The sequence below is a fragment of the Kamptonema animale CS-326 genome, assembly GCF_028330895.1.
In the GTDB taxonomy this organism is placed as follows: domain Bacteria; phylum Cyanobacteriota; class Cyanobacteriia; order Cyanobacteriales; family Microcoleaceae; genus Kamptonema; species Kamptonema formosum.
This window is the reverse complement of sequence record NZ_JAQMUA010000283.1, coordinates 1-17,658: the sequence shown is the minus strand read 5'-3', so window position 1 is coordinate 17,658 and position 17,658 is coordinate 1. Positions and strand designations below refer to the sequence as shown.

15 protein-coding genes are annotated in these 17,658 nt (G+C 42.4%); 12 read left to right on the top strand and 3 right to left on the bottom strand.

What is annotated here, in order from left to right:
* A partial coding sequence (locus PN499_RS16825; RefSeq protein WP_272033252.1) for a hypothetical protein occupies window positions 1-615 on the bottom strand: 615 nt, incomplete at its 3' end.
* A gap of 123 nt (window positions 616-738) precedes the next feature.
* On the opposite strand from PN499_RS16825, the gene PN499_RS16820 reads away from it, so the two are divergent.
* From PN499_RS16820 to PN499_RS16805, 4 genes are all read left to right on the top strand, one after another.
* Window positions 739-945 (top strand): ribbon-helix-helix domain-containing protein, encoded by a 207-nt coding sequence (locus PN499_RS16820; RefSeq protein WP_272033251.1) that lies wholly within the window; start codon window positions 739-741, stop codon window positions 943-945.
* Between the two features lie 287 nt (window positions 946-1,232).
* Window positions 1,233-1,643 (top strand): hypothetical protein, encoded by a 411-nt coding sequence (locus PN499_RS16815; protein ID WP_272033250.1) that lies wholly within the window; start codon window positions 1,233-1,235, stop codon window positions 1,641-1,643.
* Window positions 1,633-2,298 carry a PAS domain-containing protein gene (locus tag PN499_RS16810; protein ID WP_272033249.1) on the top strand — a complete coding sequence of 222 codons (666 nt, stop codon included), beginning with the start codon at window positions 1,633-1,635 and terminating at the stop codon, window positions 2,296-2,298. Before PN499_RS16815 ends, PN499_RS16810 begins: the two co-directional genes overlap by 11 nt.
* Before the next feature lie 118 nt (window positions 2,299-2,416).
* Window positions 2,417-3,016: a GNAT family N-acetyltransferase gene (locus PN499_RS16805; RefSeq protein ID WP_272033248.1), complete on the top strand. Its 600-nt coding sequence runs from the start codon at window positions 2,417-2,419 to the stop codon at window positions 3,014-3,016.
* Window positions 3,017-3,228: 212 nt separating this feature from the next.
* Here the strand turns inward: PN499_RS16805 and PN499_RS16800 are convergent, their stop codons facing one another.
* Window positions 3,229-3,603, bottom strand: a complete 375-nt coding sequence (locus tag PN499_RS16800; protein ID WP_272033247.1) for a hypothetical protein — start codon at window positions 3,601-3,603, stop codon at window positions 3,229-3,231.
* Between the two features lie 343 nt (window positions 3,604-3,946).
* Here PN499_RS16800 and PN499_RS16795 point away from each other — a divergent pair, with 343 nt between their 5' ends.
* The 8 genes from PN499_RS16795 to PN499_RS16760 all read left to right on the top strand — a co-directional run bounded on the left by PN499_RS16795 (window position 3,947) and on the right by PN499_RS16760 (window position 16,661).
* Window positions 3,947-7,186, top strand: a complete 3,240-nt coding sequence (locus PN499_RS16795) for an ATP-binding protein (RefSeq protein WP_272033246.1) — start codon at window positions 3,947-3,949, stop codon at window positions 7,184-7,186.
* Window positions 7,187-7,290: 104 nt separating this feature from the next.
* On the top strand, window positions 7,291-7,947 hold the full coding sequence (locus PN499_RS16790) for a Uma2 family endonuclease (RefSeq protein WP_272033245.1): 657 nt from the start codon (window positions 7,291-7,293) through the stop codon (window positions 7,945-7,947).
* Window positions 7,948-7,993: 46 nt separating this feature from the next.
* Window positions 7,994-8,422, top strand: a complete 429-nt coding sequence (locus PN499_RS16785; RefSeq protein WP_272033244.1) for a DUF7680 family protein — start codon at window positions 7,994-7,996, stop codon at window positions 8,420-8,422.
* A gap of 5 nt (window positions 8,423-8,427) precedes the next feature.
* The gene (locus PN499_RS16780; protein ID WP_272033243.1) at window positions 8,428-8,811 is read left to right on the top strand and encodes a hypothetical protein; all 384 of its coding nucleotides are present in this window, start codon (window positions 8,428-8,430) and stop codon (window positions 8,809-8,811) included.
* 129 nt (window positions 8,812-8,940) lie between these two features.
* The gene (locus tag PN499_RS16775; RefSeq protein ID WP_272033242.1) at window positions 8,941-11,760 is read left to right on the top strand and encodes a DUF1156 domain-containing protein; all 2,820 of its coding nucleotides are present in this window, start codon (window positions 8,941-8,943) and stop codon (window positions 11,758-11,760) included.
* A 23-nt stretch (window positions 11,761-11,783) separates the two neighbouring features.
* Window positions 11,784-12,389: a Uma2 family endonuclease gene (locus tag PN499_RS16770; protein WP_272033241.1), complete on the top strand. Its 606-nt coding sequence runs from the start codon at window positions 11,784-11,786 to the stop codon at window positions 12,387-12,389.
* A 110-nt stretch (window positions 12,390-12,499) separates the two neighbouring features.
* Window positions 12,500-15,688: a helicase-related protein gene (locus PN499_RS16765; RefSeq protein WP_272033240.1), complete on the top strand. Its 3,189-nt coding sequence runs from the start codon at window positions 12,500-12,502 to the stop codon at window positions 15,686-15,688.
* A gap of 697 nt (window positions 15,689-16,385) precedes the next feature.
* Complete coding sequence (locus PN499_RS16760) at window positions 16,386-16,661, top strand: hypothetical protein (protein WP_272033239.1); 276 nt, start codon at window positions 16,386-16,388, stop codon at window positions 16,659-16,661.
* 100 nt (window positions 16,662-16,761) lie between these two features.
* Here PN499_RS16760 and PN499_RS16755 read toward each other — a convergent pair whose 3' ends face one another.
* The gene (locus PN499_RS16755) at window positions 16,762-17,532 is read right to left on the bottom strand and encodes a DMT family transporter (protein WP_272033238.1); all 771 of its coding nucleotides are present in this window, start codon (window positions 17,530-17,532) and stop codon (window positions 16,762-16,764) included.
* Window positions 17,533-17,658: the final 126 nt, after the last annotated feature.

Below are 17,658 nucleotides of genomic sequence, written 5' to 3'. Positions count from 1 at the left end.
TGTGGATATTGGTGCAACTGCGGCTCTGATGCTTGCTTGTTCTTTCAAGGATTCAATATCAGTATCGCCTATTCTAAAAATCGCTTTGACAATTTTCCAGTCGGAATCTGTGGCGTGAAAACCGGGGGTGATTTTCTTGGGTTGCAGTTTTTCTTTAATGAGCGCTACTGTCCACCTGGTTTCGGCTGTGAGGATTTCTTCAATTTGTTGCTCGGTTCCAGCCATGAGTGCGGCTGAGTGACACAAGGGGAGGGATAGGATGCGCGATCGCAATTCGGGGTATTTTTCTATTAGTTGAGCTTGTTTTGTGAGGTTGCGGAAATATCGCACAATTGGGGAAGCAAAGTGGTGCTTGAGCCAGCGGATGAATTCGGCTTTTCCTAACACTGCTTCAACTTCGGCTAGTTTGTACCCTGTCTCTAAACCTTGTTCTTTGAACGAGTATGCTTGTCCTGCATGGATTTGCAGGAAGGGAATCACGTTGGAAGCGACTCGGATTGCTGATGGAGCTACGGAGGGTGCAAAGTCGAATGTACTTTGGGTGGCTGGTTCTGCTAACATAGCGATCGCATCCTTGTTTAAAGGTTGATAGAGAGGCAGTGGTGCTGATTGCAAGTTGGAACCGCTGACCTCTTGTTTTAATTTTTGAGTATAGCACCTTTTACATCAAATGCAACATAAGGTGCAAATGATGTAGTTGATGTAAACTCAAAGAATTGTTGCAAAAGAGATAAACTGATGGAAAATCCATCATTAAACGTATTTGTGGCTAGACCCCGTGTAACTGTGTCATTTTCCGAAGAAATCCATCAGTACCTTGCCGACCGTGCTGAACGAGAAGTTCGCAGCGTGGCTAACTTAGTAGAGTATTTGGTTGTCAAAGCCCTAAAAATTGAACAGGAAACTGAACAGGAAGCCGTACAACAAAATGAGTCAGGGAAGTAGGGCGCAAAAGCCTCTATGTTGCCCGCTTTGCAGGGCGGTTACTTGCGCTGCTAAATTCTCTGCCAATGTAAATTGAAATTTTGTTAACATTGCGATCGCTCCTTTTGATTAGGGGAGTTTGAGTCCCGCCCTTCGTGATTTCCGGTCAGAGGGGGTGGGACTTTGATTTTTGGGTTTCTTTTTACCACACTATCTCTAATTATGAGAGATGTCAACTTATTCAAGAGAGATTTTGAGAGATACCCTCTCTATTTGACTCAGGGGGGTACGGGCAATAGAATATAAATATGGCTGAAAAAGACAAACCAAGGCGCATACAAATCGATATAGGTGGAATCCGAGAAATTTTGGAGTCCTTGGCACAGGCAGAACGACGCTCGTTGGCTGCTCAAATCCGTGTCTTGATTGAAGAAGCCTTGGAAGCTAGAGGTCTGTGGAAAGTGGGTTTTAAACCAGCCTCAGCACCAGAACAATCTGAGATCGCAGAATTAATTGAGCGACACTGGGAGAAATTGGTGGCGAGTGCGATCAGTCCTAAATCCCTGAGTGCCTATAAAGCGGGGCAGAAGCCTACAGAGATTGATTTGCTGCGAATTGCGATTGCTCTGGGGATGTCTGAGATAGAAATTAGGGAACTCTACGGCCGCTCGTTTCCAAACAACCACGATATTCATCAGAGGCAAACTAATGGAGTTTGATCGGGAACCTGGATGGGAATATAAATTGGGGGATGGTTCTATGTTGCTAATTGCCCCGAATGCTAACGCTGCCAATTGCTACCTTGAACAAACGGGAATTCGATTACAGGAACTTGGGAAACAGATGCGCTTGTTTATTACACACCAAGGGGCACACCACCGCTACGAAATTAAGTCGGAACAATCTGAGTCTCCATCCACTAATCAGTCTCAACCTTCACTACCCCTGCCACAACCTCCAGAAGTACCAGCGCTCGTTATTCCAGAATTGGACGTAGACCTAAATGCTATCTATACTGATTTGCGCCCTGTTTATATTACCCAAATAAGCAATCAGAAGGTATTGTTTGCTAATATTGCTGCACTAAGAGCTCAAAATAAAACACCGGAGGAATTTCTTGGTGAATCAGCTTTTGCCCTTAACGATCCTGAAGAATTGATGGAACGCGATCGGCGAATTTCAGAGGCATCCCTTAATGAATATAGTTATCAAGGCTTTCGTTGGTATAAAACGGAAGAGGGTCAATGGCTGCTGTGCCGGATGGATTTTGTGTCAAACTTCCGCAAAATTAATTTTTTGGGAATCGAGTGTCGCTTAGGAGTAGTTTTGTCTGCATCTCCTGTAGTAGGGCGAGATCGTGTTCCGACTAGGTAGAAAACTCTCAAAAAATCCAATACGGTTTTCTCAAAGCACTGGAAATTTTATCTAGTATCAGTTGATCGGATTGCTTGAATTAATTCAGTAAGTGTTAAGAAGACCAAAATATCTCCGTATGTTAAATTGCCAGATTGAAGTTGTTACCGCAAGTACGTTACCTAATTTTCAAACTTCTTTAATTGAAATTTATCAGACTATTTTTGCGGAACCACCAGAATTTCAACATTGGGAAATTCCGGATTTAGAACAGTTTTTCATTTCCTATTTGAATTTTGGGAAGTTGGCGGTTGCGATCGCATCTGATAATCAAGTTGTAGGCTTCTGTGCAAGTATTCCCTTTAAGGTGAGTAAACTATGGGAAAGCTCGGCATTATTTTCAAATAATCCCGTGTTGCTCTCCGCAAATTTCTTTCAGGAGTGCTTTCAAATTGATGTTGAAAATTTAGATTATATTGCAGACTTGGGCGTAGTAAAAGCGTTTCGGCATCAGGGTGTTGGTACTCAATTGATGAATACAATAGGTACTCTCAAAAAGCAACCAACTTTACTACGGGTTTCTGTATGCCGCCCAGAAGCTTACGCATTGTATTATAAACTAGGTTTTCGCGATATGGGAGTGAAACAGTGGGCAGAATATCGGCGTATTGATGGTACTATCAAGTCTTCGGAAAAAATATTAATGTTTCGGTCTAGCGCGCGAACAGATTTTTGTTAAACTCGCGATCGCTACATCGGTTGCGTGGCTATCTAAGGCTGAGGTGTTAAGAGTTAGTAGATTGCGATCGCTACTCTTGAAAGAACAAGGATGGACTTTGTTCGCGAGCAGGGCAAACTCAACCAGGACAGCGTGAGTTCGACGCGATCGCCATTCGCCATTGGTTCCGATCGCCAAAAGTTGCCCTGACCCATAATGGTAGTTGATTGTTTTTAGTCGGATATGATCCGCAGACATTCATCATTAATTTTTTGAGCTATCGCATATATGATTTTTCGTTCTACTTTTCGTAAGGTTTTTTCCGTTTCTATTTTGTTGGCGCTGGTGCTAAAGGTACCGAGACCAACAAATATTTTCTCATTCCTTATGCTAGGGTAGCCAAAACCGTGCATTTCAATTAACCCGTCATCGAATGAATAGGCGACAGCTATTCCGCAGTCGACAATCCCAAGTTTTAGTAAGTCCTTTTTAGAGTTTGTATGACCGCTAATAGCTGGTACTTCCCCAGATGCCATAAAATCAGATAATTCTATGGTTATTTTTTTGGGTGAAAATCCCATTTGTTTCCGCCGTTTAGCTTCTCCCATTACTTACCTCCTTGGTATGTTAGCTTTTTTCTCCTCCGATTTGGCTTTTTGAGAAACCTGTTAACAAGATTAATCCCCACTCCGATAAACCTGTTAACAACTTAAACTCACTACCCAAGCCATTTCCTTCTGCTGACGAGCTACCGTTCTTAGTCAGCTTACTTGTTAAGAAATGTTTCGCCAACAGTATCGTATCTCGGCTATACCTCTGTCAGACCCTAATTGTGAGATACTAATGATAAAATTAGCCATCTCGCCGCCAAAAACCAAGCTGGCACTAGGGCGAGGAGTCGCAGCCGAGCATCACGCTGCACGCTTCATGGTAGGCTCAAAGGAGTTATAAATGCTGCCCTCAATTTTCACCACTTGCACACCCAGAGATGAAATTCTCTCTGGCGAACTCTCCGTCGAACTCTTCGCTGCCAAACTTCGCCTCGTCGTTGAAGGTAATGCCCCTGAAGTTTACCAAAACGCCAACACCTTTTTTGCTAACACTTTCCCCACAGATGGGATTAAAACTTTAATCCGGGAAGTCTTTAGCCGCTTACTCGGTTTTGCCTCCGGTGCTCCGGTGATTCGCTTAGAAACCAGCTTCGGTGGTGGTAAAACCCACGATGAAATTGCTGTTTGGCATATCTGCAAACAAGGCCGCTACATTCAAGGTTTAGAACGATTTACCGATAATATTAATTTAATTCCCAATTATGCGATCCAAGTTGCTGCCATTGACGGTCGCGATTTAGACCCAGAGAATGGCATTTATCACTCAGAAACTGGCATTACTACCTATACTCTTTGGGGGGAAATTGCCTATCAAATTGGTCACATAGATGGCTATCAACTCCTCCAAGGTTCTGATATCAGCGGCGTTAGTCCCGGTACTTCAGTTTTAGAACGGTTGATGGGTGGAAAGCCCACTGTGATTATTTTAGATGAAATTGCCCGCTATTTGCGCTCGGCAAGAGCCAAGCGAATTGAGAATAGTGACTTAGCTAAACAAGTCGTAGCTTTCCTATTTTCCTTAATGGATTTAGCGGCGGCGTGCAATAATTTAGTTTTTATTTATTCCTTAGCCTCGACTTCTGATACATTTGCCGAAGAAACGGAAGATTTACAAGAATTAATCCGGGCTTCGGCAAGGCAAGAACGAGTTTTAACTCCTTCTACTGATATTGAAATTTATAACATTGTCAAGCAGCGGGTTTTTGTTAGCGTCAGCAGCGAAGCAGCCGCAAAAGTGGGGGATGAATATTTAAGTGCTTATCGCGCTAGTCGGGTTAATTTACCCGATGGGTGTAAAGATGCGAGTTCTTCTCAAGCAATTGCTCAAAGTTATCCTTTCCATCCCGAACTTTTCAACCTATTAACTAAAAAAATTGCCTCTATTCCCGAATTCCAAAAAACACGGGGGGCGTTACGTTTATTTGCCCAAGTTGTGCGATATTTATGGGCTGTTAACAGTCAACACAATTGGATTCCTCTCATTCACACTCACCACATTCCTATTGGCCTAGATGCAGAAGTTACTAATGATTTAACCTCGCGGCTACAACGTTCTCAAATGCGCCCGATTATTGGTGCTGATATCTACAACCCAGACGGGCGCGAAGCTTACGCCCAAGTGCAGGATCAGCAGTGGTTAGTTGCAGGAAAACCACCCTTTTCTACTTGGGTAGCGGCGACGATTTTTCTACATTCTTTAACCCAGGGGAGTTCATCAGGTATTCGGCGGGCTGAGTTAAATTTGTCCTTGCTAACCCCTGGGTTAGAAATTGGCTTTGTGGATAAAGTATTGGAAGATTTAACTAAGGTGGCTTGGTATTTAGATTACGATCCGATTACCTCTTTTTCTCGCTTTAAAGAAGAGCCATCTATTAATAAAATAATCACGGAAGAAAAGGAGCAAGTAGGTAAATTAGAAGCTAAGGACGAGTTAAGAACTCGTCGTAATAGCATCTTTGCTAAAAAGCTTTTTACACCGATTTTTGCCCCCGAAAGTCCCGCAGAGGTGGACGACGTACCCGATGAAGTGGCACTGTGTTTAATTGATTTTGATGAAGCAACTGTACGCAGTTCTACTGATGAACCACCGCCATTAGTTGAACAGATTTTTAATAATACTGGGGAGTCGGGGAAGTTCAGAGTTTATCGCAATCGGTTGTTATTTTTAGTAGCAAATGCGGGAGAATTAGACCGAGTAATTGACCTAACAAGGGAATATAAAGCGATTCAAATTATTCTGAAAAGTCAAACTCGCTTAGCAGATTTGTCAGAAAGTCAGCAAAAGCAATTGCGAGAACGGGGAGGGGCAAAAGATTTAGAGGTGCGGGTGGCTTTAACTACAACTTATCGTCATTTATTTTATCCCGATCAAGACCCTGTAAAGGCTCCCAGGGGGTTAAAACATTACGTTTTACCAGCACAAGATGCTGGCATTGTCAAGGGGAAAAATAATCAGCAAGATGTGATTTTAAAGGCTTTAAAAGATTGCCAGAAAATTCGCTCGGAAGAAGAGGCTAAAGCCTATGCGCCTGCTTTTATTTTACAGAAAGTATGGCCGGCTGGATTAGATTTTTGGACTACTAAGGCGCTGCGAGATGAATTTGCCAAGAATTTGAGTTTAAAAATTTTGATGGATGCGGAAATTGCCCTGTTACGCGATACAATTCGCCGAGGGTTGCAGGAGGGAAGTTGGGATATGAAAGCGGGGGAAAAACTTTATATAAAAGTTGATAGCGATATCCTAACTTTGCCGGATACGATTGAATTTTCTGACCGGATGGCGCTTTACCGCCGAGGGATTTTGCAACCGCCAACTCCCAAGGAAATTGAACTGAGTGCTCAAGTTATGCCTGCTGTAGAAGTGGCAAAACCGGTGCGGGTACGGTGGAAGGCTAAGGGGGCGTTAACAATTAGTTTATATCAGGATGGTGAACTGATTCCTGGTAATTTTCTCCCTTTGGATGAGTGGGAAGGTTTGATTAGTAATGCGACGGTATTTCGGGTGGTGGCGAACTATGGGAATGGGGATATTGCGACTCAGGAAACGCGGGCAGTAATGCCTATTGCGGGGGCGGTTCCTGTGGCGAAAAATGGGGGCGGTGAGTATGTGGTTGGCGGTGGGACGCTGTTAGATTTTAAGCCATCGGTGATTGATTTGGATGGGACGCTTAATGTAGTGTTTAATGGGTTGAATGACAGGCTGAGTGATTACAAGGTAAAAGGGATTGAATCTCTGGAATTGTCGGTAAGTCAAGTTATGGATTACCGCAAGTTTGGGACGGCTATTCCTTTGTTAAATCGGTTTAAGTTTACCCTTGATCAAACGGCAACGATTCAAGTAGATGACCAATTTGTGCGGTTTGAATATCAAGGGCCTGTGCGGGGGTTTCAGAGTTTCTTTTCTCCTATTAATGCTTTGTTGAATTCGCCGAATGTGCAAGCAAATGTGAGTCTGAAGATTACTTTTGAATTTCAGCCGCCAATTTTGCCAGAGGGGGGGGAGTTGAATATAATTAAACAGGCTTTAGACCGGAATCCGGTTGAACGTTTAAGTTTAAGTGCGAAAGTGGTGTATAATTAATAAGTTGTGACTAATGAATGGTATAGTTAGCGAGCAAGATGCTCGGACTACCTTTTGTACCTTTAGATTGCACTATTTTTTACTTGTAAAAGATTTACTGAAATATGGTACAAATTCATCCATTAAACTTGCCAACTAGCGCGGAACTTCCTTGTTCTGACGATACGCCTGTGGATAATGAAAATCAAAATTTTATCCCCAATTTTTTGTTATTTTTGCTCGAATTTATTTGGGCAACTCGTCAAGATTGGTTTTTTGGGGTGGATATGGGAATTTATCACACAACGGGGGTAAGTCCACAGGTTCCAGTTGTTCCTGACGGGTTTTTGAGTTTGGGGGTGGAACGTCGCAAGAAAGGCGGTTCTCGTTCGAGTTATGTGATGTGGGAAGAGGATAGTATTGCCCCGATTTTGACTCTGGAAGTGGTTTCTCGCACGCCGGGGGGAGAGTATGAAGAGAAGTTGAGTATTTATGAACGGTTGGGTGTTTTGTATTATGTTGTTTATAACCCGGATTATTGGCAGCGAGAACGACATCAACCGTTTGAGGTTTATTGTTTAGAAAATGGGCGATATCAATTGCAAATTGGAGAACCTTTTTGGATGCCAGAAATTGGATTGGGAATTGGGAGGGCTACTACCCAGACGGGAGGATTAGAACGGGAGGCACTTTCTTGGTACAATCAACAGGGAGTGAGGTTTTTGACACCAGAAGAACAGTTAGCCCGCTATCGTCAGCGATTTGGGGATTTGCCAGAGTAATGATTACAGTTAACGGTTAACAGTTAACTGTTAACGATTAACAATTATGCAAGAATTTCAGTTGCGGATTGTACCTTTAGATAACAATAATTTTGCCTTGGAACTGTACCAATGTGCTTACAAGAAAGCTGGGGAGAAAAAACGCCCTGCGGCTAAGCGAATTGGGCGGTTAAAGGGGAATGCTTTGGTGCAGGCTAGGCAGTCTATTTATACTGCGTTGAAGGCGAATCATTATGAACCCAAATCACTTTCTTATCAGCGACAATCACCTTATATTTTATCAGAGGAGTCGGGGGTAAATTTAGCGCTTTTGTTTCAAGCTTTGCAGCCGCTTTCTAAGCTGGAACGCATTGCTAATATTACAGAAGGGGTGATGGCCATGAGTAATGAAGAGTCACATTATTGGTTTGCTAAAATTGCTAATGGAAATCGTTCTAATGCTTTAAAAGCTTTGCGGATTTTATTGGGAGATTAAAATTTATGAAAGTTGCTGAATTGTCGGAAGTTACTTTGACAAAAATAAAATCTGTACGGTGGGATCGGATTATTGAGAAGCATGAAGGCCCGGAAGATTGGGAGTCGGTGTTTTCCTATAGTACACCAGAATTTATGGAAGTTGAAGGGCGGTGGGTATTGTTGCCTGTGGAGTGTTCTAATCACCTAAATATGACGATTTTGCGAACAATTTGGAGTGAGGATGGAAATTCCCTGACTCTATTTCTTAAAGATACAACTTTTGACGATCACTGGGCAATGTCGGGATTTATGGCTGTGTGCGATCGCATTCAGGGAGAGGAGTTTTTTCTAGCAACATTGTACCACGAATGGTTTATAATTGAAAAGGCGGATGTGTTGGTAGGTTAACAGGTAATTATTAGGATAATTGGTCACGCTAAACTATGGAATTATTAAATGAATCTTATCTGGAAAGTCGTGAGATAGAAAGTGATACGATTAATTTTAATAATATTCGCGTTTATGGATGGAAATAAAATGAGTGATGTTATAAAAAAGCGCCCCGCTGTGTTCATTGAGAAAATTATGCCTGTGAAGTTATTAAATGAACAGGTTTATTACGAACATGGTGGCAATCCTTTTAAGGGTTTACATCGCTGGTATTCCCGCAAACCTCTATCATTTTCTCGTGCTTCTGTGTTGGGGTCAATTTTGCCCGCAGATGTGACGATGAAAGAGTTTGAATATCTCTTAGGGTTGGAACCGGGAAAGGAAATTAAATTATATAAAACGCCGCCGTCTTCGGTGCGAATTAAAAAGGTACAGGATTTGTGCGAGAAGGTTTGGGGCACTCGCACGCCGACGATTTTAGATGCGTTTGCGGGTGGGGGTAGTATTCCTTTTGAGGCGGCGAGATATGGGTTGAATGTGTTAGCTTCCGATTTGAATCCGGTGGCGGTGGTGACGATGAAGGCGGCTATGGAATATCCGCTGAAATTTGGGCCGGATTTGCAGGAGGATATTGATAAATGGGTGAAGTGGGTGGGGGATGAAGCTGAGAAGAGATTGGCTGATTTTTTCCCATCTTTGCCAGGGGAAACTGTGCAGAATTATTTATGGGCTCATACGGTGGTTTGTCCGAGTTGTCAGTCGGTTGTGCCTTTGAGTCCGAATTGGTGGTTATATAAGCGGCCAGAAAAGCAGAATTTCCATAAATGGTGTGCGGTGAAACCGATTCCTAATCCCCAGGACAAACGGGTTGATTTTGAGTTGGTGAAGGGTAGGAAAGGGAAGGGGGCAACAATTATTTATAATAACAATAACAACAATAATAATGAATATGATCCTGATACAACAACTACAATTAGCCGAGGTGTTGGTAAGTGTCCGAATTGTGGCAGTGTGATTGAAAATGACGTTATCATGCAAGGGGCTATAAATAAAAGCATAGGATATCAATTATATGCAGTTGCTTTTAAACAAGGCAAAAGCAGTTTATCTTTTAGAATTCCTACAGAAATAGATTTTAATGGAATTGAAAAAGCTAATCATTATTTAAAAGAAAAAATTAGTGATTTTCAACAAAATAATTTTATTCCCATAGAAACAATACCTGAAGGTCAAGATTTAGATGAACAAATTAGAATATTTTGCCCTACATGGGGTGATATGTTTAATCCTCGTCAACTTCTAACACTTGTTACTTATGTTGAAATTATCAACGAAGCTAAAGCACTAATTCAGGCTGAGTATGAGTGGGAGAAAGTAGAGGCGATAAGCACTTATTTAGCTTTAGTATTAGATAGATGTGTAGATCATAATTCTCGATTATCAGGATGGCACTCTGGGCATCCATCAGCAGACCGTGCTTCTAAAACCCATGCTTTAAACTTATGCTGGAATTATCCAGAAATTAGTGGAATAGGAGAACTATGGAATTGGTGTGCTGATGCTTTTGCATCAGAATATAAAAGTTTATGCGCCTTATTCGGCACAAAACCCCATTCAACAGGTTTACCCGGAATCGAAAAGCACGACCCAAAAAGCATTCAAATTGATTCAGCATCAGCCGATAGCCTCTATCACATTCTCGATAATTCAGTTGATGCCATTATCACAGACCCGCCTTACTATGCCACCATTCAATACGCTGAACTTTCAGACTTTTTCTATGTCTGGCAAAAGCGCATATTAGGCGACATTTTCCCCAATTTATTCTACTCAGAACTCACTGACAAAGACCGAGAAGCCGTAGCCAACCCCTCCCGCTTCCGCAACATGGGCACATCCCCCGACGAACTCGCCAATCAAGATTACGAAGCAAAAATGGCCCTCGCCTTCGCCGAATATTACCGCGTATTGCGAGACGACGGCGTAATGACAGTGCAATTCAATCATAAAGAATCGGGGGCCTGGGATGTACTCGCAAAATCCCTCATAGATGCCGGATTTGAGATTACCGCATCCTGGGCCGTGAGTACAGAAAACCCGCAAAACTTGCACCAAGCACAGAAAAATTCCGTCTCCAGTACCGTCCTTTTAGTCTGTCGCAAACGAGCTCAAAATACGGGTCAAGCTTGGTGGGATGACTTGCGGCCAGAACTTGCTAATTTAGTTGAACAAAGAGCCCCCGAATTTGAAGCCAACGACATCACCGGTATCGACTTATATTTAAGCGCCTTCGGCCCCGCCCTCAACGTCTTTTCCCGTTCCTGGCCCGTGTTAGATAATAGTGGTGAAGAAGTGCGACCAGAAGCGGCTTTTGCCGAAGCTAGAAAAGCCATCGCCAATTACCGTTTCCACAAACTTGTAGAAACCGATACCGCCGGATTTGACCCCTTAACCCAATGGTATTTACTCGCCTGGGATGCCTTCGGTGCGAGAGAGTTCCCCTTTGATGAAGCGCGACAATTAGCATTAGCAATCGGCGGCTTTAACGTCACCGACTTGGCAAAAGTGCATAAATTATTAGACTCTGCCAGCGGCACTTGCCAACTTTTAACCCCTCAACAACGCCTGAAAAAACGCGCCTTCTCGGTGAACGCACAGGAGTTTTCCATGCAGTATTTAGTAGATGGGTTGCACGCGATTATTGCCATTTACCAGGAAGAGCAAAATTTGCAATTAGTGCGGCAATTTATGAAGACAACGGGACTGGTTAGCAATGACCAATTTATGCGGACAATTGAAGTGGCGTTGAAAGTTATTCCTCGAATTGGGGATGAGAAAAAGCGGATGGTTGAAGAGAAAATGCTATTAGATTTGTGGCTGGGAATGGATGAAATTAAGGCGCAGGTGGTGTATATTCAAGAAGAGTTAGCTTTGGAGTACGGACAATTGAGTTTAGATTTTAGTTAGACCCGTCAAGCTGAGGATTAATTATGCTACTTTTAGACCCACAAACTCTACAGCCTGCTGAAGAACAGCGCGTCATTTTCTATGAACTTAGTTGGGAACAGTACGAGCAATTTTCTGATATGTTCGGTCGGGAATTTTCCCGGATGACTTATTTGGAGGGAACTTTAGAAATTATTATGACTAATTCTCCAGAACACGAAAGGCTTAAAAAAATTATTGCTCGTTTGATTGAAGCTTATGCCGAACAAAGGAATATAGAACTTAACGGTTATGGTAGCACGACTTTTCGCAGTCATGCAGCCAGACGTGGCGCAGAACCGGATGAATGTTATTGTTTGGGGACACTCCATGAAGTTCCAGATATTGCGATCGAAATTGTACTCAGCAGTGGCGGGGTTGATAAACTAGAAGTGTATGGGGGTTTGGGAGTACGGGAGGTTTGGTTTTGGGAAAATCAGCAATTTTCTTTCTATTACTTGCCTCAACTCGATGCAGATTATGTACAGAACTCGCGTAGCGTTTTACTCCCAGATTTAGATCCGATTTTATTAGCTAGTTTTGTCGGCGAATCCAATCAAACTCAAGCTGTGAGAAATTACAAATTAGCTCTTATAGATAATAATTCGTAAAGCTTTTGTATGTCTGTAGGTATTGGTGTCATCAGTATGAAGACTTACTGGGATTAGTAAAAGAAGCAATTGCTACTGAGGAAGAATAAATTAAGTGTAAACTGTGAACTATGTCTTTATATTTACCCTTATATTTGCGCGATCGCAATTGGCGAATCAGCTACTCCAGCAATGAAAATAACCCCATTACCGACTTCTACATTCCCGCGTTAGAATGCACTACCCAATACGATCGCAAATCCGGCTTTTTCAGCAGTGCCATTCTCAGCAAAGTCGCACGGGGACTAGGGGCAATGCTGCAAAATCAAGGGCAAATGCGCCTGATTATGGGTTGCCAATTTAGCCCCCAAGACTTGCAGGCTATTCAACAAGGATACACCCTGCGAGACACGCTGCTAACAAGGCTAGATGCCAACTTAAAACCCCCAGAAACCTTTACTCAACTCAAACACTTTGAAATTCTAAGCTGGTTGATTCAAAACAGCTATCTCGATATCAAAATAGCTATTCCCGTCAAAGATAATGAGTTCCCAATTGATAGCCAACCATTAACCGTTAACAGTCAATCGTTAGCCCCTAATCACTATTACATATTTCACGAAAAAGTAGGCATATTCACCGACAAAAACGGCGACCAAATTGCAATTAGTGGTTCCAATAACGAATCCCTAAACGGCTGGGAAAATAACACCGAATCCTTCCACGTTTATTGCAGTTGGGAAGGCGGAAGAGACTTAGAACGAGTCGCAGAAGAACAATTTAGATTTGAACAACTCTGGAACGATTTAGCCCCCAATGTGCGAATTTTTGACGTGCCAGAAGCTATCAAAAAAAAGCTTTTACACTACGCACCCGCTACCAAACCCACTTGGAACCACCAAGCTGAATTAAACTCCCGACTGTTAACAGCTAACAATCAACCATTAACAACTAACAATCAACCATTAACAACTAACAATCAACCCTTAACAACTAACAATCAAGCAATTAACCCTGAAGAAAAACAAGCATTTCAATCTCTAATTAACCTGCACCAACACCCAGGATGCCTCGATTTTTGCCTAAAATCTATCCCCATCAAACCCTGGCCGCACCAAATTAAAATTCTGCGCCGAGTCGCGCAACAATTCCCCCGTAGCTTCCTGATTGCCGATGAAGTGGGACTAGGGAAAACCATCGAAACCGGATTAATTTTAAGATACTTATTAATCAGCCAAAAAGTCAAACGAGTTCTCATTTTATCCCCCGCCAGCATCCAACCGCAATGGCAAGAAGAACTACGAGAAAAATTCAACCTCCACTTTTGGAGTTACAGCCAAAATCAATTTATTCCTGCTAATAATTGCCAGTCAACCGTAAAAATTCAATCCTTAAGCAATCCCTGGAATACCCACAACTTAATTTTAGCCTCCTCACACCTCGTCCGCCGCGCCGAAAGGATGGGAGAATTATTAGCAGCAGAACCTTGGGATTTAATTATATTAGATGAAGCCCACCACGCCCGCCGGAAAAGCCCTCAAAATCGTAAAGAAACTCCCAATCGACTCTTACAATTAATGCAGCAATTAAGGGCTAAAACTCGCTCTCTGATGCTACTTTCCGCCACACCTATGCAAATTGATACTATAGAAATCTTCGACCTCCTAAACTTATTAGGTTTACAAGGACACTGGTTATATGGTGAGAATTTCTGTAATTACTTCGCATCTTTGTCAGAACAACCAGACGGTTTTTCCTTAGATTTTTTACAACAAATGTCAACGGATTATTTTCAAAAAGGTGGTTTGCCTTGCCCGCGCTTTGACCAATACTTAACTAAAAATGATCGTTTAATCTCCTACCGCCTGCGAGATACTTGGCAAAAAGGGCAAAGAATTTCTAATCCCAAACACTGTCTCGAAGACCAGGCTTTTATCACCGCTTCCCGCCAATACTTAACGATTAATAATCCCCTCAAAGACTTAATGTTTCGCCACACCCGCGACACCTTGCGGGAATATTACCGTCATGGACTTTTAGATCGAGAAATTCCTGAGCGCAAAGTACAAGATAATGCGATTACATTAGAACCCAATCGAGAAATCCCTCTCTATCGAGCCGTTAGTGATTACGTCCGTCATTTTTACAAATTAGCACAAAAGGAACACCGCAAAGCATTAGGATTTTTAATGACGCTTTACCGCAAACGCCTCACGAGTTCTTTTTATGCGATTAAAGAATCCTTGCAACGCCGCTTAGATGGGATTAATATTACCCCCGACGACTTGGGAGATTTAGAAGATGCTGACGATCCTATTATTGAAGGGTTAGAATCCTATTTTGAACCCGTAGATCCGCAAGAAATTCAATACTTAGAAAACTTGTTACAGCAATTTGAAAACACGGGGGAAGATAGTAAACTTTCTCATTTTATTACTATTCTGCGCCAAGAATTAATCGAGCGAGAAAGCGCGATCGCTTTCACTCAATATACTGATACAATGGACTACCTGCGAGAAGCATTACGCCAGTTGTACGGTTCGCAAGTTGCTTGTTATTCTGGCCGGGGTGGAGAATTATATAACAATGGAGAATGGCAGACAGTTCCTAAAGAGCAAATTAAACGGCAATTTCGCGCTGGAGAAATTAAAATTTTACTCTGTACGGAGTCAGCCTCAGAGGGGTTGAACTTACAAACCTGTGGTGTTTTAATCAACTATGATATGCCTTGGAACCCAATGCGAGTTGAACAAAGAATTGGTAGGTTAGATCGGATTGGTCAAGTCTATGCAACGGTGAAAATTCACAATTTTTATTATGATGGAACTGTGGAAGCAAAAGTCTATCGGAAATTGCGCGATCGCATTGATGCTTTTCAAAGCGTTGTGGGAAATTTACAGCCAATTTTAGCTAGAGTTCCCACTTTCATTGAACGTGCGGCCATGAGTGCAGATCCCGAAGAAGAAGGGGTGTTACTGGCAGAATTTGACCAAGTTTTAGACGCGCCACCTTTGAGGCCCGCTTTAGATCAAATGGTAACTAGGGACGTAGAAGCTGATTTATTAGAGATTAGCACCCCCCTTCCTCCAACTTCTATCAGTCCCCAGGCGCTAGAACAACTGTTAACAAATTCTCAAGTTGTTAAGCAGGCGGGTGCAATTTTTGAACGCTTAGATCCTCAAATTTGGCAGTTAAATTATCAGGGGAAAACCTATCAAGTGACGTTCTATCCAGAGACATTTGATGAAAAGCCATCGCTGCAATATATGAATTTTGGTAATCCCCTTTTTGAGCAGATAATTAGTCAATCCTACCAGTGAGGAATAGCCCTGGAACTGTTCGATATCAAAAAATGATTGGCGATTATTAGTTGGCAATAGGAATATTGATTTATTAGCAATTACCCGGTTAGCATATCAGAGGGACTTGATTGAAAGAATTTTTCGTGTTAGTAATGGGACAACTGCCCACCCTCCTCTGGTTGCTCAGTTTATTCAATTGGACAGGTACGTTGCGATGAATACCTGTAGCGACCTGCAATCATAAACGCTCAAACCTGCAATCAAAACATTTCTCAGCCAGGATTAAGGGTCTTGGCAACTTTTGGTGATCGGAACCAATGGCGAATGGCTCTGCTGTTTTTTCAAACTGTTTCTAGGGAGAGAAAAACCCTTTACATCTAGGATTGTTGCTATTCGCAGTAATCATGGGGTGTTGATGGGACCCGGACAAGAGTACGTTACAACCAATAAAAAGCGAACCCAGCAGGAACTTTCTCATCGTCAATCTGAGCCGAGATTCAACAGTGTTTAAGATTCCTGGTTTGCGTCGAAAGTTCTATGACTTAATTTACTGCATGGATGATTTCCCTGCTATTTATACACCTTTTCCTGCTACCAGTTCCCTTGCTGCCTAAATTTTTCTCTCCCCAAAGTGACAAAAGAGGGATCAGGGGTGGGAGTGTCAAAAAAAAGGTAGATTATACAAGTAAGTCTAGGCATCTTCAACTTATTAAAAATGACTTCACAAATCTGTCCCATTTGCAAGGCTTCTATCAATTCTTTTCCCCGATATCCCAAATACGTTTGTGAGGATTGTTTCAAAAAAGCCACTGATATCAATGGCAGAAAGCTTAACTTTTATAATGAGTCGATGGGTGGGGGATATGTTGCTTACTACTCTGATAGCAATAACGCCAAGGAATACAATAGCCATGAATGTTACATAGACGGAATTAAATGCTGGGCTGATGAAGCCAGATTTGGGGGTATAGTTATCGAAGTCGTTGAGTAAGTAGCGATCGCTTCGTTGATTAAATCAGATATTGGTTTTTGGTATCCACTGTCCACTGTCCACTGTCCACTGTCCACTGTCAATTGTCAAGTGTCCACCGTTAAACTCCCCGGAAACCGATCGCCGTTTCCATTGCCTCGCGAGGACTGGGGTTAACTAATTCTCGATTTCTTTTAGCCTGATATAGGTTGCCAACCAAACCCAAGACAACCCCGATAAACAATAAACTTCCCCCTAAATATTGAGCTAAAGTAGGAGCTTCCCCTAAAATCAAATAAGCCATTATTATAGCTACAATTGGGTTCAATAAACTGGCTAAATTGAGTTCCGTTGAAGTCGCATTTTTTAAACCTGCTAACCAGCATAATTGACCCATGACGACAATAACCGCCGCATACACTATCATCCATTGCCAAAGAAAAGGAGATAACACTTCTGCAAAATGGTTTGGCCCGTAAAGGAGATTAGCCAAAATGAAAAAAATCACCGTCCCCAGAATATTGCGATAAATCGTAAAAATTCCCAAGGGAATGGATTGTAATTGCAGTTTACCAACAACGGTTGCAATGGAACCAATGATAGCAGCCAGCGCCACAAAAATTTCTCCTCTTCCCTGAAATCCAGCCATCGTCATCATCTGCCCTGAACTCGCTAAAAAAGCAGTCACTATCACCCCAACAAAGGAAATCAGAGAGCCTGCACTTGCCCAAAAATCGACCCGCGAACCCAATAGCCAAACACCCAATACCAGAGTTAAAATTGGTTCGATACGCCCAATTAAAACAATATTGGTAATATTTGTCTGTTCAATGGCTGAAAAAATTAACGCTGGAGCGATCGCCCCCGATAAAATACCTTCAGGGGGCGACAACGAGGCTAAAGCGGTTGCTCTATAAGCTTTATGGCTCTCAATCCCCTCTGATAAAATGATTTCTTATTGCGAACCAAATCTATCATAGATTCTACCCACTCCTGACAGTAGTCAAAGGCAATTAGC